The 23,303-nt window shown below is 66.8% G+C and carries 17 protein-coding genes and 1 tRNA gene; 11 read left to right on the forward strand and 7 right to left on the reverse strand.

Annotation, left to right across the window (positions count from 1 at the left end):
* The first annotated feature begins 36 nt into the window (after positions 1-36).
* Both Q8Q53_RS04370 and Q8Q53_RS04375 read left to right on the forward strand, forming a co-directional pair.
* Positions 37-1,305, forward strand: coding sequence for a multidrug effflux MFS transporter (locus tag Q8Q53_RS04370; protein WP_305700531.1), 1,269 nt, complete (start codon positions 37-39; stop codon positions 1,303-1,305).
* 52 nt (positions 1,306-1,357) lie between these two features.
* Positions 1,358-2,830 (forward strand): glycerol-3-phosphate dehydrogenase, encoded by a 1,473-nt coding sequence (locus Q8Q53_RS04375; protein ID WP_305700532.1) that lies wholly within the window; start codon positions 1,358-1,360, stop codon positions 2,828-2,830.
* Between the two features lie 25 nt (positions 2,831-2,855).
* On the opposite strand, the gene Q8Q53_RS04380 is transcribed toward Q8Q53_RS04375, so the two are convergent.
* A complete protein-coding gene (locus tag Q8Q53_RS04380) occupies positions 2,856-4,376 on the reverse strand; it encodes an acyl-CoA carboxylase subunit beta (protein WP_305700533.1) in 1,521 nt (506 codons plus the stop codon).
* A gap of 152 nt (positions 4,377-4,528) precedes the next feature.
* Between Q8Q53_RS04380 and Q8Q53_RS16260 the strand changes: the two genes are divergently transcribed.
* Positions 4,529-5,419, forward strand: coding sequence for a cytochrome c family protein (locus Q8Q53_RS16260; protein ID WP_371136503.1), 891 nt, complete (start codon positions 4,529-4,531; stop codon positions 5,417-5,419).
* Positions 5,420-5,553: 134 nt separating this feature from the next.
* Positions 5,554-6,333 carry a DUF2189 domain-containing protein gene (locus Q8Q53_RS04395; RefSeq protein ID WP_305700534.1) on the forward strand — a complete coding sequence of 260 codons (780 nt, stop codon included), beginning with the start codon at positions 5,554-5,556 and terminating at the stop codon, positions 6,331-6,333.
* On the opposite strand, the gene Q8Q53_RS04400 is transcribed toward Q8Q53_RS04395, so the two are convergent.
* The gene (locus Q8Q53_RS04400) at positions 6,330-7,016 is read right to left on the reverse strand and encodes an RlmE family RNA methyltransferase (protein ID WP_305700535.1); all 687 of its coding nucleotides are present in this window, start codon (positions 7,014-7,016) and stop codon (positions 6,330-6,332) included. The genes Q8Q53_RS04395 and Q8Q53_RS04400 overlap by 4 nt on opposite strands.
* The gene (locus Q8Q53_RS04405; RefSeq protein WP_305700536.1) at positions 7,013-8,251 is read right to left on the reverse strand and encodes a Ppx/GppA phosphatase family protein; all 1,239 of its coding nucleotides are present in this window, start codon (positions 8,249-8,251) and stop codon (positions 7,013-7,015) included. Before Q8Q53_RS04405 ends, Q8Q53_RS04400 begins: the two co-directional genes overlap by 4 nt.
* 134 nt (positions 8,252-8,385) lie before the next feature.
* On the opposite strand from Q8Q53_RS04405, the gene Q8Q53_RS04410 reads away from it, so the two are divergent.
* The 5 genes from Q8Q53_RS04410 to Q8Q53_RS04430 all read left to right on the forward strand — a co-directional run bounded on the left by Q8Q53_RS04410 (position 8,386) and on the right by Q8Q53_RS04430 (position 13,146).
* Positions 8,386-8,459, forward strand: a tRNA-Gln gene (locus tag Q8Q53_RS04410).
* A gap of 143 nt (positions 8,460-8,602) precedes the next feature.
* Complete coding sequence (locus Q8Q53_RS04415) at positions 8,603-9,268, forward strand: PilZ domain-containing protein (protein ID WP_305700537.1); 666 nt, start codon at positions 8,603-8,605, stop codon at positions 9,266-9,268.
* 48 nt (positions 9,269-9,316) lie between these two features.
* Entirely contained in the window at positions 9,317-10,927 is a 1,611-nt protein-coding gene (locus Q8Q53_RS04420; RefSeq protein ID WP_305700538.1) for an NAD(P)/FAD-dependent oxidoreductase, read from the forward strand.
* Between the two features lie 15 nt (positions 10,928-10,942).
* The gene (locus Q8Q53_RS04425; RefSeq protein ID WP_305700539.1) at positions 10,943-11,371 is read left to right on the forward strand and encodes a GtrA family protein; all 429 of its coding nucleotides are present in this window, start codon (positions 10,943-10,945) and stop codon (positions 11,369-11,371) included.
* Positions 11,368-13,146 (forward strand): hypothetical protein, encoded by a 1,779-nt coding sequence (locus Q8Q53_RS04430; RefSeq protein ID WP_305700540.1) that lies wholly within the window; start codon positions 11,368-11,370, stop codon positions 13,144-13,146. Before Q8Q53_RS04425 ends, Q8Q53_RS04430 begins: the two co-directional genes overlap by 4 nt.
* Before the next feature lie 83 nt (positions 13,147-13,229).
* Here the strand turns inward: Q8Q53_RS04430 and Q8Q53_RS04435 are convergent, their stop codons facing one another.
* From Q8Q53_RS04435 to Q8Q53_RS04445, 3 genes are all read right to left on the reverse strand, one after another.
* Positions 13,230-14,567, reverse strand: coding sequence for a cytochrome P450 (locus Q8Q53_RS04435; protein ID WP_305700541.1), 1,338 nt, complete (start codon positions 14,565-14,567; stop codon positions 13,230-13,232).
* 95 nt (positions 14,568-14,662) lie between these two features.
* Entirely contained in the window at positions 14,663-15,925 is a 1,263-nt protein-coding gene (locus Q8Q53_RS04440) for an ABC transporter permease (RefSeq protein ID WP_305700542.1), read from the reverse strand.
* Positions 15,925-16,908, reverse strand: a complete 984-nt coding sequence (locus Q8Q53_RS04445) for an ABC transporter ATP-binding protein (protein ID WP_305700760.1) — start codon at positions 16,906-16,908, stop codon at positions 15,925-15,927. The genes Q8Q53_RS04440 and Q8Q53_RS04445 overlap by 1 nt, the downstream gene beginning before the upstream one ends.
* A gap of 46 nt (positions 16,909-16,954) precedes the next feature.
* On the opposite strand from Q8Q53_RS04445, the gene queG reads away from it, so the two are divergent.
* Together queG and Q8Q53_RS04455 are read left to right on the forward strand one after the other, a co-directional pair.
* Positions 16,955-18,025 (forward strand): tRNA epoxyqueuosine(34) reductase QueG, encoded by a 1,071-nt coding sequence (gene queG / locus Q8Q53_RS04450; protein WP_305700543.1) that lies wholly within the window; start codon positions 16,955-16,957, stop codon positions 18,023-18,025.
* A gap of 51 nt (positions 18,026-18,076) precedes the next feature.
* Positions 18,077-18,583, forward strand: coding sequence for a hypothetical protein (locus Q8Q53_RS04455; protein WP_305700544.1), 507 nt, complete (start codon positions 18,077-18,079; stop codon positions 18,581-18,583).
* A gap of 3 nt (positions 18,584-18,586) precedes the next feature.
* Here the strand turns inward: Q8Q53_RS04455 and Q8Q53_RS04460 are convergent, their stop codons facing one another.
* On the reverse strand, positions 18,587-23,284 hold the full coding sequence (locus tag Q8Q53_RS04460) for an NAD-glutamate dehydrogenase domain-containing protein (protein WP_305700545.1): 4,698 nt from the start codon (positions 23,282-23,284) through the stop codon (positions 18,587-18,589).
* Between the last annotated feature and the right edge of the window lie 19 nt (positions 23,285-23,303).

Raw genomic sequence — 23,303 nt, forward strand, 5'->3', positions numbered from 1 at the left:
CTGGCCAGCGCTGCCGCATCGGGCCATTGGGGACAGATGCCGTCCTTCGCCCCGCCATCCGCCAACGCCCGCCTGGGTGAACGCGAATTCATAGCCATGATGGCGATGCTGATGGCGCTGCAGGCAATGTGCATCGATTCGATGCTGCCCGCGCTGGGGATCATCGCCAGCGATCTGGGGCAGACCGATCCCAACGCGCGCCAGCTGGTGGTGGGCGTGTACCTGATCTCGGCCGGGTTCGGATCGCTGATCCCCGGCGCGCTGGCCGACCGGTTCGGACGGCGGCGGGTGCTGTTCGGCAGTCTGGCGATCTATATCATCATGGGGCTGGCCTGCGCGCTGGTGACCGATTTCACGATGCTGCTGGTGGCGCGCGCGTTGCAGGCCGTGGGCAGCGCGGGCCTGTCGGTCCTGCCCGGCGCGATCATCCGCGACCGGTTTGGCGGCGACCGGATGGCTCGGGCGATGTCGACCATCTCGGTCGTGTTCATGATCGTGCCGATGCTGGCCCCCAGCTTCGGCCAGGCGGTGCTGTGGGTGGCAAGCTGGCGCTGGATCTTTGGCGGCATGACGCTGATGGCGGCGGTGATCTGGATCTGGGTGTTCCTGCGCCTGCCGGAAACCCTCAGGCCCGAATACCGCCAGCGGATCGAACCGCGCGTGGTCGCGGCGAACATGTGGGAATCGGCCACCAACCGCGCGGCGATCGGCTATGTGCTGGGCACGTCGGTGCTGCTGGGCGGCCTGTTCGGCTATATCAACAGCGCGCAGCAGCTGGTCGCCGAACATTACGGCGCGGGGGAGGCATTCCCGCTGTACTTTGCAGCGATGGCCGGGGCGATGGCACTGGCCAACTTCTCCAATTCGCGGATTGTCGAACGGTTCGGGGCGCGGCGCGTGTCGCATGCGGCGCTGCTGCTCTACATCCTGGTGGGCGCCGGGCAGATCTGGCACGCGCAGAGCCAGCATGAAAGCATCTGGATCTTCGTCGGCCTGATGACCGCGAACATGTGCCTGATGGGCTTCATCGGTGCGAATTTCGGGTCGATCGCGCTCCAGCCCTTTGCCCGGATTGCCGGGGCGGCGTCTTCGCTGCAATCGTTCCTGCGGATGGTGATCGCATCGGTGCTGGGCGCGCTGGTCGGCGCAGCGTTCGATGATTCGGCGCGGCCGCTGGCCTATGCGCTGTTCGGGTTCGGGCTGACCGCGCTGGCGCTGGTGCTGTTCAGCGAAAAGGGCCGGCTGTTCCGCCGGATCACGCCGCCGGGCGTGGCGCGGCCGCTGCCGGACCCCGGAATGCACTGAAAGACGCATGCACTGAAAGACGCATGCACTGAAAGGCTCATGAGTTGAGGATATGGGCGTGACGCAATTCGATCTGGCGGTAATTGGCGGCGGCGTGAACGGCGCCGGGATTGCCCGCGATGCCGCCGGGCGCGGCGCGAAAGTGCTGCTGCTGGAAGCGGGCGATCTGGCGCAGGGCACGTCCTCTGCCTCAACCAAGCTGATCCACGGCGGCCTGCGCTATCTGGAACATTACGAATTCGGTCTCGTGCGCGAATCCCTGACCGAGCGCGAGGCGCTGTGGGCCATCGCCCCGCATATCATCCACCCGCTGCGCTTCGTCCTGCCGCACGTGCAGGGCCTGCGCCCGCGCTGGCTGCTGCGGCTGGGATTGTTCCTGTATGACCACATCGGCGGGCGCAAGCGCCTGCCCGCAACCCGCAGCATCGACCTCAAACGCCACCCGGCGGGCGCGCCGCTGAAGGCCGAATTCGGCCCGGCGTTCGAATACAGCGACGGCTGGGTCGATGACGCGCGGCTGGTGGTGCTCAACGCGCTCGACGCGGCGGAGCGCGGGGCAGAGGTGCATACCCGCACCCCCGTCACCGCCGCGCGGCGCGAGGGTAGCGGCTGGCTGATCGACACGCCCGCAGGTCCGTTCCGCGCCGCTGCGCTGGTCAACGCGGCGGGACCGTCGGTGCTGAAAGTCGACGGGCTGATCGGCACCACGCCCGATTACGGGATGCGGCTGGTGCGCGGATCGCACATCGTGGTGCGGGCGCTGTTCGACCACCCTTACGCCTATTTCTTTCAGCTCGCGGACGGGCGGATCTTTTTCGCGATCCCCTATGAACGCGATTTCACGCTGATCGGCACGACCGACCGCGATCAGGACCCGGACGCCCCGATTCGCGCCAGTGACGAGGAAATCGCCTATCTCTGCGAGGGGGCGAGCCGCTATTTCAGCGCGGGAATCACCCCGGCGGACGTGGTCTGGACCTATTCCGGCGTGCGCCCGCTGATCGAAGATGGTTCGGGCCGTCCGGAAGCCGCGACGCGCGGCTACCGGCTGGACTTGTCGGATGCGGATGAAGGCGCACCGCTGCTCAGCGTCTATGGCGGCAAGATCACCACCTATCGCCATCTGGCGGAAGAAGCGGTGGACCTGCTGGCACAGCGGCTCCCGGCGGCCAGCGGCCCTGCCTGGACCACCCGTGCGCCGCTGCCCGGCGGGGATTTTGCGATTGATGGCCTCCCGGCGCTGATGGCCGATCTGGCCAAGCGCTATCCGTTTCTGGACGCCGCCAGCGTGGACCGGATCGCCCGTGCCTATGGCACCCGCGCCGAACGCTGGCTGGCCGGGGCGGAAGGCTGGCAGGCGCTGGGGCGCGATTTCGGCGGCGGGCTGACAGGGGCCGAAGTGGACTATCTGCGTCAGTCCGAATGGGCGGTCAGCGCCGATGATATCCTGTGGCGGCGCACCAAGCTCGGGCTGCGGCTGGATGCGGCCCAGCAGGCGGTACTGGCGGACTATCTGGGAGCCTAGCTCGCCCGCAACTCAAGCCCGCCACTCAAGCCCCCAGGGCCGCCCACGCCAGACCGGCGAATTCGCACAGCAAGGGCCGGGTATCGCGCGGGTCGATGATATCCTCGATCCCGAACTTTTCCGCCGTGCGGAACGGGCTGCGCACCAGGTTCAGGCGCCCGCGAATCGCTTCCAGATGCGCGGCGGGATCATCGGCGGCTTCGATCTCGCTTTTATAGGCGACCTCGATCCCGCCTTCGATCGGCAGGCTGCCCCAGTCGCCCGATGGCCAGGCGAACCGGTACTGGAACGCCTCGGCATTGCTCATCGCGCTGCCCGCGATGCCATAGGCGCGGCGCACGACCACGCAGGCCAGCGGCACGGTCGCCTTGTAGATCGCGTTCATCGCGTTGACGCCGTAGCGAATCGTGCCTGCGTTCTCCGCCGTGAAGCCGATCATGAAGCCGGGGTTGTCGACCAGGTGGACCACCGGCAGGCGGAACTGGTCGGCCAGCTTGATAAACCGTTCGACCTTTTCGCTGGTCCGCGCGTCCCACGATCCGCCCAGATAGCTCGGATCGCTGGCGACCACGGCCACCGGCCAGCCATCCAGCCGGGCAAACGCGGTGATCGCGGCGCGGCCCCACATCCGGCCCATTTCGAACACGCTGCCGGTATCGCACACCGCCTCCAGCACGCGGCGCATCGAATAGACCTGTTTTGCCTCACGCGGGACGATACCCAGCAGCGATTCGTCGCGGCGGTCGACCGGATCGGCGGACGCGGTGCGCGCGGCCAGCTGGCCGACGTGGGACGGCAGATAGGACAGGAACTGGCGCGCGCGGGCAAAGGCTTCGTACTCGTCGGCTACTTCCTCATCCACCACGCCGTTGCGGGTGTGGATCGCGCTGCCGCCCAGCGATTCCTTGCTGCTCGCCTCGCCGATTGCCTCGACCACGGCGGGACCGGCGGCGAACAGCTGGGACAGTCCCTTGACCATGATCGAATAATGGCTGGCCACGACTCGCGCCGCGCCCAGCCCCGCCGTCGGCCCCAGCGCCAGCGCGACGACCGGCACGGTCTCCAGGTTCTTCACGATCTCGCCCCAGCCGGGGGTGGCGGGCACATAGGTCGCGCCGATCTCTTCCAGCGTCTTGACCGATCCGCCCCCGCCGGTGCCGTCGATCATCCGAATCAGCGGGATCTTCAGGGTGTGGGCCATCTGTTCGCACTGCACGAACTTGCGGTGGATTGCCGCGTCTGCTGCCCCGCCGCGCACCGTGAAATCATCGGCAGAGGCCACCACCGCGCGCCCTGCGATGTTCGCGCGGCCGAAGATCACGTTGCTGGGCGACAGGTCCAGCAGCTCGCCGTCCGGTCCGTAATGCCCTTTGCCCGCGATCTTGCCGATTTCTCGGAAGGAACCCGCATCGACCAGCCCGGCGATCCGCGCCCGCGCGTCGAGCTTGCCGCGGGCGTGCTGGCGGGCGACCTTTTCGGCCCCGCCCATCTGCTCGGCCAGCGTTTCGCGGCGGCGCAGTTCTTCGATTTCCGATGCCCAGGTCATGCGGTGATGGTCTGGCTGGCGGGGTTGGATCGTGAAAACATGGGGGCAATGGCTAAGCTGCAAACGGGCAGGCCGCAATGGCTCTTGCACTTGTCCGGCCTCGCTACTAGAGCGACGCGCAATTGCAGGGCTTTACCCACGGGGCACGTTCCATGGCTGATCGTTTTAATACCATTGCTGGCTGGACGCTGTTTTCAGGCGTCGTCGCGCTTGGCCTGGCCAGCATCAGCGGCCACTATTTCCAGGCTGACAAGGAACATCGCCCCGAAGCGATGGGCTATGCGATCGAAGGTGTCGCAGCTGAAGGCGGCGCTGAACCGGCCGTGGTGATCGAAGCGCTGCTGGCAACCGCCGATGCGGCCAAGGGTGAAGCCACTTTCAAGAAGTGCGTGGCCTGCCACACCATCAATCAGGGCGGTGCCAGCGGGATCGGTCCGAACCTGTATGGGATCTTTGGCGTCGCCGTTGGCGCGCACGCTGCCGGGTTTGCCTATTCCGACGCGCTGAAGGCGAAGGGCGGCAACTGGGACTGGGCCAACATGAACGAATGGCTGGCCAACCCCAAGAAGTTCGCCGAAGGCACCAAGATGAGCTTCGCCGGGATCAGCGATCCGGCTGAACGCGCGAACCTGATGGTTTACCTCAACGCACAAGGCTCGAACCTGCCGCTGCCCGCCGTTCCGGCTGCTGCCGAAGGCGCCGAAGCTGGCGCGGAAGTCGCTGCGGCCATCGTGGGCGATGCCGTGAAGGGCGAACAGGTCTTCAAGAAATGCATGGCCTGCCACACCGTCAACGCGGGCGGCGCGAACGGCATTGGCCCGAACCTGAACGGCGTTTCCGGTTCGAAGGTTGGCGCGCATGCAGCCGGGTTTGCCTATTCCGATGCCCTGACGGGCAAGGGCGGCGTGTGGGATGATGCCACGATGGATGCATGGCTGACCAACCCGCGCGCGTTCGCAGCTGGCAACAAGATGACCTTCGCGGGCCTCAGCAGCGCGCAGGACCGCGCTGACGTGATCGCTTACATCAAGGCTGCCAAGTAAGCGTCACGGGCGGACCGGACCAGACAAGGGGCGGGGCCGCAAGGCTCCGCCCTTTTGCTGTGCGGCGCGCCGCGCTTGCCGCCGCCGCCGACTTGAGGCACCTTTCTCCGATAACGGGTGAAGGAGGGGGTGTCATGGGGGCGGTCAACCAAGCGCAAATCGCGCCGGTTACGGTGGCGAAGAACCTGGAATGGGCGGACCTGCGCGCCGCGCTGGCGGCGGGCTGGAGGGATTTCCGGGCCTGTCCCGGCTATGGGTTGTTCTTCGGGGGCGTCTATGTCGCGGCGGGGCTGTTCCTCTATTTCGCACTGTTCAGCCGGGGCGAGGTCGCCTGGCTGGTCCCGGCAGCGGCCGGATTTCCGCTGCTTGCACCGTTCGTCGCAGTCGGCCTCTATGAAGTCAGCCGCCGCCGCGAAGCGGGCCTGCCGGTGACCTGGGGCGCGGTGCTGGGCGCGCTGCGTGGGCGCGGGGACGAGCAGATCGTCAGCATGGGGGCGATCGTGTTCGTCGCGTTCGGGTTCTGGCTGATGATCGCGCACGGGATCTTTGCGGTGTTTCTGGCCAGTTCGGGGATCGGCACCGAATCGATGGCGCTGTTCAGCACGCCTTCCGGCATGATGATGCTGGTGGTCGGCGGGATTGTCGGCGCGGCGCTGGCCTGGGCGTTCTATGCGGTGACCGTGGTCAGCCTGCCGATGCTGGTCCACCGCGAGGTTGATTTCATGACCGCAATCATCGTCAGCCTGGCCGTGGTCCGGTCCAACCCGCTGACCATGCTGGTCTGGGCATCGGTGATTGCCGTCACCCTGTTCGCGGCGATGCTGCCGCTGTTTCTGGGGCTGCTGGTTGTCCTGCCGGTGCTGGGCCACGCGACCTGGCACCTCTATCGCCGGGTGGTCAGCGATCCGGCTTAGGACGTGTTTTCAGGGGCGTCGGTCCGCCCCTTGAAGCCCTGGGCGATCACGTACCATTCGGACGAATCCTTGCGGCTGGAAGGCGGTTTGGCGTGCTTCACGGTCGTGAAGTGCCGCTTCAGCAGGGTCAGCAGGTCCGCGTCGGTCCCGCCCGCCAGCACTTTCGCCACGAACGCCCCGCCGGGAGCCATCGTCTGGATCGCAAAATCGGCGGCGGTTTCGACCAGGCCCATCGTCCGCAAGTGGTCGGTCTGCTTGTGGCCCACGGTGTTGGCCGCCATGTCGGACACCACCAGATCGGGCGCCCCGTCCAGCGCGCCGATCAGCGCGGCGGGGGCTTCATCGGCCATGAAGTCCATCTGGAAGATCGTCACGCCTTCGATCGGGTCGGTTTCCAGCAGGTCGATCCCGACCACGGCGGCGCGCGGGTTCTGCTTGCGCACCACCTGGCTCCACCCACCCGGCGCAATGCCCAGATCGACCACGCGGGTTGCGCCCCGGATCAGGCCGAACTTTTCGTCCAGTTCGATCAGCTTGAATGCCGCGCGGCTGCGCCAGCCGGCGTCGCGCGCTGCCTTGACGTAAGGGTCGTTGAGCTGGCGCGTCAGCCAGCGGGTCGAGCTTGCAGTCCGGCCTTTCGCCTTCTTGAGCTTCTTTTCGACCGGGCCGCCTGACCTGCTCATTGCATTCCCTCGCGCTTGATGCGGCGCAGCGCGGCGCGGGTGCGCTCACCCGCCCCTTCGGCGGACATCAGCGAGCGCAGGATGCCCTCGCGGATGCCGCGGTCGGCCACGCCCAGCCGGTCGGCGGGCCACAGGTCCATGATCGTTTCCAAGATCGCACAGCCCGCCACCACCAGATCGCTGCGCTCGCGCCCGATGCAGGGCAGGGCGCGGCGCTGGTCCGGGGTCATGTCGGCCAGGCTGGAGCTGATCCCGCGCATCGATTCGGCGGGCACGATCAGCCCGTCGACCGCGCGCCGGTCATACTGCGGCAAATCGAGGTGCAGGCTGGCCAGCGTCGTCACCGTGCCGCTGGTCCCCAGCAGGCGCAGCGGCTGGGTCGGGGCATCGTTGCGCAGGGTGGCGGAAATCCGCTCGGCGAAGGGGGCCAGACTGTCGCGCACCAGCTGGCGCATCCGGGCATAGCGCGCGGTCCGCCCGGCGTCGTCTTGCGGCTCTGCGCCGCAGGTTTCGGTCAGCGAAACGACGCCCCACGGCACGCTTTGCCAGTCGCGGATGCGCGGGACCTGGCCGTTCATGCTTTCGACCAGGACCAGTTCGGTCGATCCGCCGCCGATATCGAAGATCATCGCCGGACCATCGCCGGCTTCCAGCAGCAGGTGACAGCCCAGCACCGCCAGCCGGGCTTCTTCCTTGGCGCTGATGATGTCCAGCCGGATCCCGGTCTGTTCATACACCCGCTCGATGAAGGCAGGGCCGTTGTCCGCGCGGCGGCAGGCCTCGGTCGCGACCGAGCGGGCCAGATGGACCCCGCGCCGCCGCAGCTTGTCTGCGCAGATCTGGAGCGCGCCCAGCGCCCGGTCCATCGCGGTGTCGCTCAGCTGTCCGGACTGCGCCAGCCCTTCGCCCAGCCGCACCACGCGGCTGAACGCGTCGATCACGACGAAGTGGTCACCCGCCGGGCGGGCGATCAGCAGTCGGCAATTGTTGGTGCCCAGGTCAATCGCGGCAAAGGCCTGCCGTCCATGCGGCGCACTGCGCCCATTCTGCGGTCCAGCCGCGGGTTCCAACGCCGGTGATTGCCCCGGGTCCGGGGCGAATCCATCTGTCTGGCCATCCGGCCCGCGTGCCTGGGAAGCGGAACAGGGCGGCGACTGATCGCTCCGATCCTGCAACTCCCCGTCCAGCTTCGACTTCTGAACTTCACACACTGCCGGCGGGAACTCTACCGCCATAGCTTGCCTGCATTTCTTATCGTTTTCCCGCCGAGCGCGGCGAGTACCTGCCCCATGCGTAGAGCGAGTTGCCGTGCGGGGCAAGTGCAGTGGGTTGACGCGCGCGCGAACCCACCCTAGAGGCACGCCCCTGTTGCCCCGTCGTCTAATGGTAAGACTACGGATTCTGATTCCGTCTATCGAGGTTCGAATCCTCGCGGGGCATCCACCTTCCTTCAGCCTTGAATCGTCGCGCCGCGCCAGCTGCGGGCGACCCCCTATGCGTGGTTTAACGGACGGTTAACAGTCATCGGTTAATGCTTGAGGCTGACCCGGAAACTATGTCCGGGCGGGTGTCCTGGGAGCAAGCGGATGGCCGGAGATGGAGAATCGGCGCAGGCAAGCGCGGCGCGGCCTGATCAGCAGGCCGATCAGCGGGCAGCGCAGCGCTTTACGCTCTTGCTGCTGACGGCCAAGCTGGTCGCCCCGGTGGGTGAATTCCTGTGCATCCTGCGCGACCTGTCGGCCACCGGGTTGAAAGCGCGGCTGTTCCACGCCCTGCCCGACGTCGCCGACTGGCAGCTGGAACTGGGCAGCGGTGCGCGCCATTCGCTGGAGCCGGTCTGGCAGGCGGATGGCTACGCGGGCTTCCGCTTTGGCGATGCTCCGGTCGATCCGCACCGGCTGATGGATGAAGATGCGGGACCGTTCCCCAAGCGTCATATCCGGCTGCGGCTGAAACTGCCGGTCATGCTGTGGGCCGATGGCGCAGCGCGCGCCGGGCGGCTGTGCGACGTGTCGCAACTGGGCGCGCAGGTTGAAGCCGATCCGCCGCTCGCACTGCGCCAGCTGGTGCGGGTCGAGGCGCCGGGGCTGCCGCTGCGCCATGCCCGCGTGCTCTGGCGGCGCGGCACCGCGCATGGGCTGGTGTTCCACCACGCGTTCCGGCTGGATGAACTGGCCGTGCTCGCCGCGCGGTTGCAGGGCGATGGGCTGGCCGCCGCATCGGGGCCAATCCACTGGCGCATTAACCAATGATTAGGCATTTTCCTTCACTCCTGCGGCAAGCTTTCAAGCGGGGGCATAATGTCAGTTGCAGGACTTCCCGGTGCGCATGGTGCGACGCCGAATCATGAAAAGACCGTCGATGTTGCGATCATCGGAGCTGGCCCAGCGGGCCTGACCGCCGGTTACTTGCTGACCAAGGCGGGGCTGTCGGTGGCGATCATCGAAAAGGACGCGCACTACGTCGGCGGGATCAGCCGGACGGTGGAGCACGAAGGATACCGGTTCGACATTGGCGGGCACCGGTTCTTTTCGAAAAGCGCGGCGGTCGTCGATCTGTGGAACGAGATCCTGCCGGATGATTTCATCCAGCGCCCGCGGATGAGCCGGATCTATTACGAGGGCAAGTTCTACAGCTATCCGTTGCGCGCGTTCGAAGCGCTGTGGAACCTGGGGATCGTGCGCTCGACGCTGTGCATGGTCAGCTTTGCCAAGGCCAGGGCGTTCCCCAACAAGCGCATCAAAAGCTTCGAGGACTGGACCGTCAACGCCTTTGGCCAGAAGCTCTATTCGATCTTTTTCAAGACCTATACCGAGAAGGTCTGGGGCATGCCCTGCAACGAAATGAGCGCCGACTGGGCGGCGCAGCGCATCAAGGGCCTGTCGCTGTGGGGCGCGGTGATCGACGGGCTGAAGCGCAGCCTGGGGCTGAACAAGGCGCCCAACGACGGGATGCAGACCAAGACGCTGCTGGAAACCTTCCGCTATCCGCGGCTTGGCCCCGGCATGATGTGGGACGCCGCGCGCGACAAGATCGTGGCGACCGGCAAGGGCGAAGTGCTGATGGGCCATGCGCTGAAGCAGCTCGCCAGCGATGGCAACGGCGGCTGGCGCATGACGGCGACGGGGGAGCATGGCGAAACCTTGATCCGCGCGCGCCACGCGATCAGTTCCGCGCCGCTGCGCGAACTGGCCGCGCGGCTCCATCCGCTGCCGCAGACCAGCCTGAACGCCAAGCAGCTGCGCTATCGTGATTTCCTGACTGTCGCGCTCAAGATCAAATCGGACGACCTGTTCCCCGACAACTGGATCTACATCCACGACAGCAAGGTGAAGGTTGGCCGGATCCAGAACTTCCGTTCGTGGTCGCCCGAAATGGTGCCGGATGACAGCGTCGCCTGTGTCGGGCTGGAATACTTCTGCTTCGAAGGCGACGGGCTGTGGTCGATGGCGGATGACGATCTGGTCGAGCTCGCCACTCGCGAACTGGCGATCCTGGGGCTGGTTTCGGCTGAACAGGTGATCGGCGGGGCGGTGGTCCGGCAGGAAAAGGCCTATCCGGTCTATGACGAGGACTATGCCGCGCACGTCGATGCGATGCGCCGCGAACTGGAAGCCGCGCATCCGTCGCTGCACATGGTCGGGCGCAACGGGATGCACCGCTACAACAATCAGGATCACGCGATGATGACCGCGATGCTGACGGTCGACAACATCATCGCAGGCGCGCGCGTCTATGACGTGTGGTGCGTGAACGAGGACGCCGAATACCACGAGGCTGGCGATGAGGGCGAACAGTCCGCGCTGCCAACCACGCGCCGCGACGTGAGCGAGGATCAGGCCGCTGCGCTGGCGTCGGTCCGCGAGGTGCCCGAACGGATCGCCGCGCCCGACAAGCGCGACGCCGCGTAAGAAGGCCCGCTCGCCATGAAACGCATCGCCGCTCTCAAGAACGTGGTCCTGCTGCGCTATCTGGCGGCCAGCGCGCTGGCGCTGGGGGTGGATATCGGGGCGTTCCTGGCGCTGCTGGCGCTGGGCGTGCCGGGTGCCGCGGCTGCGGCGGCGGGCTATACGGCGGGAATCGCCGCGCACTGGCTGCTGTCCAGCCGTGCGGTGTTCCAGCAAGGCGTGGCTGTACGCGGACCGGAACGGACCCGGCAGAAGGCGATGTTCGTCGGTTCTGCGCTGTTCGGGCTGGCGCTGACCACGGCCATCGTTGGCACCGGAGAGGCGCTGGGCAGCGATCCGCGCCTCGCCAAGCTGCTGGCGATCGCGGCGAGCTTTACCGCCACCTGGCTGCTGCGTGAAAAAGTGATCTTCCGCCCGCAGGACACCGCTGCGGGCCACGCTTCGTGAGGATCGGCGAGCGCCGCCGCCCGCCCTTTCCCGCCGAATTTACGCTTCGGGTCGGGCTGGTCTGGCTGATCGTCTGCGCGATCTATGTCATCACCAAGTGGCCCGCGATTGCCGCGCTGAACCTGCCCGATGCCGATGACACGCTGCGCATGGTGCAAGTGCGCGACCTGCTGGCGGGGCAAGGGTTCTGGGATCTTCACCAATACCGGATCGACCCGCCGCAAGGCATGCTGATGCACTGGTCGCGGCTGGTCGACCTGCCACTGGCCGCCGTGCAGCTGGTGCTGCGCCCGCTGCTGGGCGCGGCGCTGGCAGAGCACGCCGCGCTGGTGCTGGTGCCGCTGCTGACGCTGGGGGCCGCGATGCTGCTGGCGGCGCGGCTGGCGTGGCGGCTGGTGGATGAAAACCTGATCTATTTCACGATTCTTCTGCTGGCGCTGGCCACCCCGCTGACCGCGCAGTTGCAGCCGCTGCGGATCGACCATCATGGCTGGCAGATCGTCGCCGTGCTGGCCGCGCTCAACGGGCTGACCGCGCGGACCGCGTGGCGGGCTGGCTGGCTGAGCGGTGCGGCGCTGGCGCTGGGCATGACGATCAGCTTGGAACTGCTGCCGATCGCCGCGCTGTTTGGCGCGGTGCTGGGTTTGCGGGCGGTGATCGATCCTGCTGCGCGCGGCGGCCCGGCCGGGTTCCTGCAAGCGCTGGCGATTGTCGGCGTTGTGGCGTTCCTGGGGACGCATGGGCTGGCTGACATGGTCAACCACTGCGACAGCCTGTCCCCGGCCTACCTCGCCGGGCTGACCGTCGCCGCGCTGGGGGCGACCGTGCTGGCCGCGCTGCCGCCCTTGCCGGTGCTGGCGCGGGCGCTGGGCCTTGGCGCTTGTGCGGCGCTGGCGGGCGTTACCATTCTGGCGCTGGCCCCGCACTGCGCGGGCGGGCCGTTCGCCGCGCTCGACCCGCTGGTGCGCAGCTTCTGGTACAGCAATGTCCATGAAGGGATGCCGGTGTGGTATCAGAAACCCGCCGTGATCGCGCAGATGATCGCGGTGCCGCTTGCGGGTCTTTATGGCGCTGTCCGGCTGTGGCTGGGCGCGCAAGGGTGGTTGCGGCGGTTCTGGGGCGATTACACGCTGCTGCTGGCGGGCACGATCCTGCTGGCGGTAGTCGTGGCGCGGTCGTCCGCGTTCGCCTGTGCCATCGCGGCCGTGCCGCTGGCCTGGCAGGTGCGTGAATGGCACCGCCGGGTGCGCTCCTTCAAACGGCCGTTGCCGCGCGTCATGGGCCTGCTGGCGATTGCCGCCGTGGTCATGCCGGGAGTTCCGCTGATCGCCCTGAGCAAGCTGACGGCGCCTGCCGCGCAAGGTATGGCCCCGACCGCTTCGGCCCAGCTGGCCTGCGACATCCGCGCCGCCGCGCCCGCGCTCAACGCGCTGGCCCCGGCCACGATCTTTGCGCCGATCGATATCGGCCCGGTCCTGCTGGCCCAGACCCGGCACAGCGTGATCGCGACCGCGCACCACCGCGCACCGCAGGCACTGCACGATGTGATCGCGGCGTTCATTGCCCAGCCGGACGCGGCAAAGGCGATCGTGACCCAGCGCGGCGCACGCTATGTGATGATCTGCCCCGGCCTGATCGAGGCGGGCAATTACCAGCGCGCCGCGCCGGATGGCCTGATGGCGCGATTGCTCACCAACCGCGCGCCGGACTGGCTGCGCCCGGTGACGCTGCCCGGCCAGACCGGATTGCAACTGTGGGAAGTCCGCTGGGACTGAAGCCTGCGATTATGCCAGCATTCGGCCCAGCATTCGGCCCAGCATTCGGCCCAATATCCGGCGGCGGGAGAGGCCCGCTGCCATCAGAACTTCGTCAGCGTCACGTCCAGACGGCGGAAGCCATGGACGAAGTTGGCGCGGACGCGCTGGGACTTGCCCGTCACGTTCACGCGCATCCGGCGCTCATGCATTTCTTCCAGCAGGATCTTCAGCTGCAATTCCGCCAGCCGCGCCCCGATGCAGCGGTGGATGCCATACCCGAACGACAGGTGCCGCCGCGCGTTTTCACGCGTCACGATCAGCTTGTCGGGGTTTTCGAACACCGTTTCATCGCGGTTGGCCGAAAGATACCACATGACCAGCTTGTCACCCTTGGCGATCGGGTTGCCGAACAGGTCGGCGTCCTCGGTCGCGGTGCGGCGCATGTGGGCCAGCGGCGTGACATAGCGGATGCATTCCTGCACCGTGTTCGGGATGACCGAGGTGTCCGCCTCGAAAATCGTGCGCTGATCGGGGAACTTGTCGAGCGCGTGGACGATGCCCGACATGGTGTTGCGGGTGGTATCGTTGCCGCCGACGATCAGCAGCACCAGATTGCCCATGAACTCCTGCGGGCTCATCCGGCTCATCGCGTCGGAATGGATCATCATCGAGATCAGGTCGCGGCTGGGCGCGGCGCCCATCCGCTGGATCCACAGCTGCTGGAAATAATGCGCCATTTCGCTGAGGATGCCGAACCGCAGGTCTTCCAGTCCGCGTGCCAGCCCCAGTTCCACGTCGCCCGCCCAGTCCGACCAGAAGGTCAGCAGGCGGCGGTCTTCCCACGGAAAGCCGAACAGGATCGCCAGCATACCAGTGGTCAGTTCGATCGAGACCTTGTCGACCCAGTCGAACTCTTCATCCCACGGCAGCGAATCGAGCACGGCCTGGGTGCGCATCCGCACTTCGGCGGCCATCTTGTCGATTTCACCCGGCGTGAAGGCCGGGGCGACAGTGCGGCGCTGGCCGGTATGTTCGGGCCGGTCCATTGCGATGAACATCGGCAGGCGGCGTTCTTCCAGCACGGCGGGGTCGATGTCGGCCGGCGGGTCGCCAATCGTGATGCCGCCATGCAGCCACGATGACGAGAACAGCTCGGGCAGCGATTCGACGTGCTGGATGGTCTTGACCGTGGTGACGTTCCAGTACGTGCCATAGGGCGATTCCGGCACCTTGTTGATCGGGGCCTTGGCGCGCATCTCCGCAAAGATCGGCTGCCAGCGATCCTCGACATAGATATCGGACCGCGACACGTCCCACGGATGGGTGTGCTTGGGCAGTTCCTGGCCATGCTCCTTGAGCCATGCCTCAAACGCATCGGTCGCAGAGGGCGAGCGGCGATAGGTAAAGGGAGTCGCGGCGTTAAGCGATTGGGTAGCCATGAATAATCCTCTCCGGCACGCAGGTTTTGATACGTTGCCCTTAAGGACTTATCCCGCGTTACTTACCAGAGAGTCAATAGCCGGTCCGCTTTGGATCAAACTGCTTTTTCTGCCGTTGTGCCCCGCCCGAAGCTCTGGCCAAACCAGCGCCGTTTCGGGCCGCTGCGCGCGGGGCCGCTCTTCATCACCCACTTGCGGAACAGCGTGGCCCCGGCCTTCACGAACACCGCCACGCAGATTACCTGCCACGCCAGCGCCAGCCCGTGCGTCCACAGGCGCGGGTCCTGCGCGGCGCGGGCCAGCATCGCAAACGGGCTGCTGAACGGCACGATCGTCGCCGCGATCTCGATCATGGTGCCGGGCTTGGCCATGGCATAGCTGGCGAAGAAGAAGTTCAGCAATTGCAGCATCGTCACCGGCATCGACAGCGTCTGCACTTCGCGCACGGTCGAGGCCATCGACCCGATCGCCAGGAACAGCGACCCCAGCAGCAGATAGCCCATCGAGAAATAGAGCACGCCCAGCGCGAAGAACATCGGCCAGCCAACCGCCGGGGCGGGATAATCCGCCAGCGAATTGCCCGCCGCCAGCCACACCGCCGTTCCGGTTACGCCCCACACGCTGATCCCGACCCACGATACCGCCAGCATCGCGAACAGCTTGCCCAGGAACACCGCGTCCATCGGGATCGCCGCGGCCAGGATTTCGATGATCTTGTTGCCCTTTTCCTCGACCAGGTTGGACAGCACCATGCCCGCCAGCAGCATCGTCAGCAGGAACAGCACCGTTTGCCCCAGCTGGGCGGTCATCACCCGGCTGCGGTTTTCATCCGCCGTGGTCTTGGTTGCCAGATTGGACAGTTCGACGTTGGGGTACGTTGCCGGAGCGTTGCCCAGCGCCTGCGCGGCGGCGAGCGATACCGGTCCCTGCCAGCGCTCGATCAGGTCGCGCGTGCCGGTCAGCACCGGCTTTTCCGGCGTGCCGGTGATGACGGCGGCCAGGTTCAGCTTGCGATTGCCCACGGCGGCGCCCGCGTCGAAGGCTTCGCCGGGTTGCAGTTCGTCCACCACCACCAGATCGGGCAGATAGACCAGCCGCGATTGCAACTGGTGATAGGCGGCGGACATCGCCGCGACATCGGCCTTGCTCATCGCGATGCCCAGTTCCGGGCGGGCGGTTGTTTCCTTGACGCTTGCGCCGATCCCGCCGGCCAGTCCGCCGACGATCAGCGGAAACAGCGGCCCCAGCAGGAAGAAAAAGAAGCTGCGCGAAAACAGGATCGCGGTGAAATCGCGCCGCGCAATCACCAGCGCGGCGGCGAGGGTGGAGAGGCGGCCGGATACGGGAGCAGCGGACATCAGCGGACCTCCTCAGGCGATTCTTCCAGCGCGCGGGCCGCAGCTTCGCCCGCGATGGCGACGAAGGCATCGTGCAGCCCGGCGCGTTCGATGGAGAGCGAGAGGATCCCCGCCTCCCCTTCGATCAGCGCGCGCAGGAGCGGCTCGATCCCGGTTTCAGGCAGCGAGAACAGCCAGTAATTGCCTTCATGGCGGGCCTCGGCGGGCAGAGCGGCGCGCCAGGGGCCATCGCTCGCGCGGGTTTCCAGCCGCACTTGCGGGCGGATGCGGTCGCGCGCGACGTCCACCGGCCCGGCGAACGGGACTTTCCCTCCGGCGATGATCGCCACTTCGTCGCACAGCCGTTCGGCATGGGCGATCACGTGGGTCGAAAAGATCACCGTTGTGCCGTTCGCCGAAAGTTCGCGGATCATCCGTTCCAGCTTGCCCTGGTTGAGCGCGTCGAGGCCGGAAAACGGTTCATCGAACACCACAAGCCGAGGGTTGTGGACCAGCGTGCCGAGCAGCTGGACCTGCTGCGCCATCCCCTTGGACAGCTGGCGGATCTGGCGGTCAATGGCATAGCCCAGGCCGTGCTGTTCCAGCAGTTCGCGCCCGCGCCGCCGCCCTTCGGCCAGCGGCAGACCCCGCAGCGCGCCCATGAAGGCAATCGCCTCATAAGCCTTCATCGAGGGATACAGCCCGCGCTCTTCGGGCAGGTAGCCGATGGTGTGGGCCACTTCGTGCGGGCGATCATGGCCCAGAATGCGGCGCACGCCTTCGTCCGGGTCGATGATCCCCAGCAGCATCCGCAGCGTCGTGGTCTTGCCCGCGCCGTTCGGCCCCAGAATGCCGTAGATCGCGCCTTCAGGGACGGTCAGGTCGATGCCGTCGACCGCCGTGAAGCCATCGAACCGCTTGACGATCCCGCGCGCCTCGATCGCCAGCGGACGATTTGCGGCTATGCCCGCGTTGCTCACCACTGGTGCTTCCCCTAATTTCATGGTCAAGGCAGGTATGGCAGCGCCATGAACAGGAGCAACAGCAAGTTTGGTTAACGCCGCTGAAATCAAGGCCCTGAAGCATGATCTGGCCGCCGAGGCCCGGCGGCTGGGGTTTGTCGCCTGCGGGATTGCCCCGGCGGCAGAGGATGCGCTGCGCGCCGCCCGGCTGGATGCCTGGCTGGCCGAAGGACGCCACGGCGATATGGCCTGGATGCACGACCGCGCCCACCACCGCCGCAGCCCGCAAGGGCTATGGCCAGAGGCGCAAAGCGTGATCGCGCTGGGGATGAGCTATGCCCCCGCCGCCGATCCGCTGGCGCTGGCCGCCGCGCCGGGCCGGGGCCGGATTTCGGTCTATGCGCAAGGGCAGGATTACCACGATACGGTGAAAAAGGCGCTGAAGGCGCTCGCCCGCTGGCTGGTGGCAGAGGCGGACAAGCGCGGGCTGGGCGGCGCGGACGTGAAAGTGTTCGTCGATACCGCCCCGGTGATGGAAAAGCCGCTGGGGTCCGCCGCTGGCCTCGGCTGGCAGGGCAAGCATACCAACATGGTCAGCCGCGCGCATGGCAGCTGGCTGTTCCTCGGCGCGATCTATACCACCCTGGCGTTCGAACCGGACCCGCCGGGGCGGGACCGCTGCGGATCGTGCGATGCCTGCCAGCGCGCCTGCCCGACGGCGGCATTCCCCGCGCCCTATCAGCTGGATGCGCGGCGCTGCATTTCCTACCTGACGATCGAGTTGAAAGGCCCGGTGCCGCTGGAATTCCGCAAGGCGCTGGGCAACCGGATTTACGGCTGCGACGATTGTCTGGCAGTCTGCCCGTGGAACAAGTTTGCCGACAGCGCCGCGCGGATGCAGGCGTTCCTGCCGCGCGCGGAACTGGTCGCCCCCCGGCTGGGCGAGTTGCTGGCGCTGGATGATGCGGGGTTCCGGCGGTTGTTCTCCGGCAGCCCGATCAAGCGCATCGGGCGTGACCGGATGGTGCGCAACTGCCTCTACGCGGCAGGCAACAGCGCCGATCCGGCGCTGATTGCACCGGTGCGCGCGCTGCTGGACGATCCCGACGCAGCTGTGGCTGACGCGGCGCGGTGGGCGCTGAATGCGCTTGATGTTTAGGAAGCCAACTGCAATTTTGATTTTTAGCGCACTGATGCCGGAGTAAAGAAATTGGAAATCAATGAATTGAGCGACCGGCAAATCGATGTTTTTATCGATAACTACAAGGCTTATGGCAAAGAAACTGGCGGAAAATTTCCACTTTCTGAACTATTGCTTGAGAAAAAGCGGCGCATAGTATCTCCTTTCCCGCCTGAACGGACTGCCAAAACAATCGTGAGGCTGGCGAAAAATAGTCACGATGGATTTGTAACCTACAAGGAAGTTTGGCAAAACTTTCGGCCTGATAAGGTTTGGACAGGGAATGCCCCTAGGGCAGAGATTGCAAACGCCCTTGGCCGCGTGATCGCCTATTGTATCGACAACAAACTACCGATTATTTCCACGCTGGTCGTCAGATCCAGTACACGCAATCATTCCGATGAAGCGGTCAGCAACATCTACAATGAGGCCAAGGCGCTGGGTGCTGATGTTGGGCACGATGCGATCGCTTTTGTGAAGAGTCAGCAAGAGCAGGCACGCCTGTTGACTGCCCACTGGGCAAGCGAAAGTGGATAGCCTTTACCGCCCCAGCAGGTTCCGGGCCTGACTGGCGACTTGCGCCAGCATCGCCGGAGCCACCGGCACCGCGCCTTGCGCGCGCGTTACCATCTGCCGGAACTGCTGGATCGCGGGGCCTTGCGTGGCCGTCCATGCCGCAACCGCTGCCCCGGCATCGCCCGATGTGCCCATGGCGCGGCGCAGGAAGTCCAGCCGCATTTGCTGGAAATCACGCGCCAGGCCGTTGACCAGCAGGCGTTCCCACGGGTCGGACGGGTTCATCCGCGCGGCGGTCATCTGCGCCCAGTCCAGCCCCAGCTGTGCGCCCAGATCGGTGAAGGCGGCGGTGATGGCGCGTGCGCTGACGCCGCTGTCACGCGACAGGCGGGCCAGACCAATCGTGCCGTCGAGATCGAACAAGGTCGCGACCAGTGCGCTTTCCGCTTCGGGCGCGTCCAGCGCGGCGAGTTCGGCGCGCATCCGGGTGGACTGCGCCAGCGCCTCACCGGCCAGCAGTCCGGCCGCTTCGGCGCGCAGTTCGGCGACCCCGGCGGACAGGTCCGCGACCACTTTCGACGGCTCGGTCGATCCGCCGCAGACCCGCAGCAAGTCGGCGATGTGATCGGCCATGCCCGCTGCCGCGCGGTCAAACAGCGCGATCCGGGCCGCTTCGGGCATTGCGGCGGTTTCAATGGCGCGCCACACCGCGCCCATGCCCAGCAGGCGTTCGGCGGCGATGAACGCGGCGGTGACCTGCGCCAGCGTCGCGCCTTCTTCCTCGGCCAGTTCGAACGGGTGGATCAGCCCCAGCCGGTTGACCATCCGGTTGGCCAGCTTGGTCGCGATGATTTCGCGCCGCAGCCGGTGGTCCAGAATGTCCTGCGCAAAGGTTTCGCGCATCGGCGCGGGGAACGCGGCGAGCAGTTCATCCGCCAGCCCCGGATCATCCACCACGGCGGAATTTTCCAGCGCGTCCTGCAACACCAGTTTCGCGCTGGACAGCAGCACGGCGAGTTCCGGCCGGGTCAGCCCCCGCCCGTCCGCCGCGCGGCGGGCCAGCACATCGCTGTCGGCCAGCCCTTCGGTCTTGCGGTCCAGCTGCCCGCCCGCCTCCAGCGTTTCGATCAGCCGGATGTGCGATGCGGTGGCCTGCGCGCCGCCAGCCTGCGCGATCGACAGCGCCAGCGCCTGCAAGCGGTTGTCTTCCAGCACCAGCGCCGACACTTCGTCGGTCATCGCGGTCAGCAATTCGACGCGCGCGGGTTCGTCCAGCCGCCCGGCGCGCTTGGCCCCGGCCAGCGCGATCTTGATGTTGACCTCGTTGTCGCTGCAATCGACCCCGGCGGAATTGTCGATGAAGTCGGTGTTGTTCCGCCCGCCGCGCCCTTGCGCACCGTGCAGGGCAAACTCGATCCGCCCCGCCTGGGTGCAGCCCAGGTTCGCGCCTTCGCCGATCACGCGGGCGCGCACGTCTGCGCCGTCGATCCGCAGCGCATCGTTGGCGGGATCGCCCACCGCGACGTTGTTTTCATGCGCGGCCTTGATGTAGGTGCCGATTCCGCCAAACCACAGCAGATCGACCTCGGCCTTCAGGATCGCGGTGATCAGGCTGTCGGGATCGATGGCGTCGACGCTGAGGCCCAGCATTTCGCGTAACTGCGCCGACAGCGGGATTTCCTTCAGGCTGCGCGCGAACACGCCGCCGCCGTCCGAAATCAGCGCCTTGTCGTAATCGTCCCAGCTGGAGCGCGGCAGCGCGAACATCCGGGCGCGTTCGGCCCAGCTGGCGGCGGCATCGGGCGCGGGATCGAGGAAGATGTGGCGGTGATCGAACGCGGCGACCAGCCGGATCGATTTTGACAGCAGCATGCCGTTGCCGAACACGTCGCCCGACATATCGCCGCAGCCTGCCACGCGGACCGGATCGGTCTGCACATCGACGCCCATTTCCAGGAAGTGCCGCTGGACCGACAGCCACGCGCCCTTGGCGGTGATGCCCATCGCCTTGTGGTCGTACCCTTTCGACCCGCCGCTGGCGAAGGCGTCATCCAGCCAGAAATCGCGCTCCGCGGCCAGCGCATTGGCAGTGTCAGAGAACGTCGCGGTGCCCTTGTCGGCGGCGACCACGAAATAGGGGTCTTCGCCGTCGCGGATGGTCACGGCGCGCGGGTGGACGACCTTGCCGTCAACGATATTGTCGGTGATCGACAGCAGGGTGCGGATGAACAGCTTGTAGCTGTCCTTGCCCTCGGCCAGCCAGCCATCACGGTCGCGCGCGGGGTCGGGCAGCTGCTTGGGATAGAACCCGCCTTTCGCGCCGGTCGGCACGATCACCGCGTTCTTTACCCGCTGGGCCTTCATCAGCCCCAGCACTTCGGTGCGGAAGTCATCGCGCCGGTCGGACCAGCGCAGGCCGCCGCGCGCAATCGGGCCGGAGCGCAGATGGATGCCTTCGACCCGCCGCGAATAGATAAAGATTTCGCGCCACGGCAGCGGCTTGGGCAGGCCCGGCACCAGCGCGGAATCCAGCTTGAACGCCAGCGCATCGGCCCCGGCGGGGGCAAAGGCGTTGGTGCGCAGCATGGCTTCGACCACGGCGCGGTACTGGCGCAGCAGGCGATCGTCGTTGATTGCGGACACGTTCGCCAGCCCGTCGCGGATCGTGGTCTGGGCCGCATTCTCGGCGGCGCTGCGGTCACCCTTGAACGCCGGATCGTGGCGTGCAGTGAACAGCGTGATCAGCCCGCGCGTGACGACCGGCGCGTTCTGCAACGCGTCGACGGCGGTTGCCACGGTATAGTTCAGCCCGGCCTGGCGCAGATACCGATACCACGCGCGCAGCCAGTTGGATTCCTGCGCAGACAGTGCCGTGGCCGTGATCAGGCGGTTGAACGGATCATCCTCGGCCTGATGGTTCAGCACGTCTGCCAGTGCGGCCTCGATCGTCTCGGCGCGCGCCAGCAGCGCGGCCGGTTCCTGTCCGGCGGGAATGGCCAGCAGGAAATCGTGGATCGTGCCCGACCGACCTTCGTCCAGATCGGTCGGATCGTCCTCGATCACCCGGAACCCAAAGTTCTCCAGCGCCGGAACGGCATCGGACAGCGCCAGCGCGCCGTGCCGCTGATACAGCTTCAGCCGCAGCGTGCCGGCGTCTTCCCCGGTCGTGCCGCGCAGCCGCACGCCGCGATGCGGGCCGGAATCGCCTTCACCGGCCAGCTTGCGCAGACGCGCAATGTCCAGCGCCGCTTCGGCCGGGCCGTTGGCACTGCGATAGGCCAGCGGGAAGGCGTCGGCAAAGCGGGCGGCGATGGCGGCGGCGCGGGATGGTTCCTCGCTGGCGGCGAGTTCCGCCTCGACCGCTTCGGACCAGCCGCGCAGCATGGCTTGCAGGCGCGCATCCAGCGCGGCTTCATCGGGCAAGCTGGCCACTTCGGGCAAATCGAGCACGAACCGCATCAGCGCCAGCTGACCGTCGATCTGGTTGCTCCAGTCCAGCACCGGCGCACCGCTGGCTTCCACCAGCATGGCCTGAACCTGCAGCCGGGTCGCGGTCGACATGATATCGCGCGGCAGCCAGACAAAGGCGAACAGGTGCCGCATCAGTGCGGCGGGGACCAGCGCCAGCTTGGGCCGGGGCCGGTCGGTCAGGCTCATCATCGCGGTGGCGATGCGTTCCACATCGGCATCGGCCAGCGAGACCAGCACATCGTTGGGCAGTGCGGTCAGCGCGTGGACGAGCGCCTTGCCCGCGTGACCGTGCGGGGCAAACCCGAACCGCGCGGTCATGTCGGCCAACTGCGAGCGCAGGCGCGGAATCTGCAGCGGCGTGGCGGTCATGGCCGCGCTGGTCCAGATCCCTGCATGGACCGACAGCGCCGCGATTTGCCCGCCTTCCAGCACGGGCAGAATGAACAGGTCCAGCGGGGCGCGGCGGTGGACATTGCTGATCTGGTTGGATTTGACCACCAGCGGCACCCGCACGCCCTTTTTCTGGCCATCGAACCAGGCAAACGCGCGGCCATAGGAAATCTGGCTGAGCAGGTTCTGCGCACTCTTGCGGCAAATGCCCAGTGCCCCGGTCTGGCTGCCGTCGCGGCGGCGGACGACATGGCCCAGCTGCGTCAGCATCCCGTCCTTGAACCAGCGCAGCAGCGCCGCGCCTTCGCTGTCGGGGGCGGTATCGGCATCGGCGGCCATTGCGGCCTGCATCGCGGGCCAATCGCCCACGGCGGCGCGGACATCGGCCAGCGTCGCGGCCAGTGCCTGTTCCAGCGTGCGGCGCTGGCGGGCATCGGCGCGCGGGGTTTCCAGATAGACCATCGATTCGCGCTTTTCGCCCGTCGCATCGCCAGCAGGAATCGCGGTCAGCCGCCCATCGCCAGCGCGCCGCACGGGCAGCACGGGGTGGACCAGCCGGTCGATCGCCAGCCCGTGGGCGGCGATGGTCGACGCGATCGAATCGACCAGAAACGGCATATCGTCGTTGATCACCGCGACCCGCATGAACCGTTCGTTCGCCGCGCCCGAGACCGATTCGATCACGATTTCCGGATCGCCGCCGCTGCGCACGCCCGCTGCGGCCAGCATAAAGGCGGCGGCCCGCGACAGGTCATCGGGCGTGAAGGGCGCCTCGCCCGGAAGAATGGCGTCGCTGAGACGGTCGGCGAGGGCCGCGGTCAAAGCCGTATCGGCAGCGGTATGGACGGGCTTCGAAACCATGAAATGCGCTCTCCTCCGG

Source organism: Novosphingobium sp., from assembly GCF_030699305.1.
GTDB lineage: Bacteria > Pseudomonadota > Alphaproteobacteria > Sphingomonadales > Sphingomonadaceae > Novosphingobium.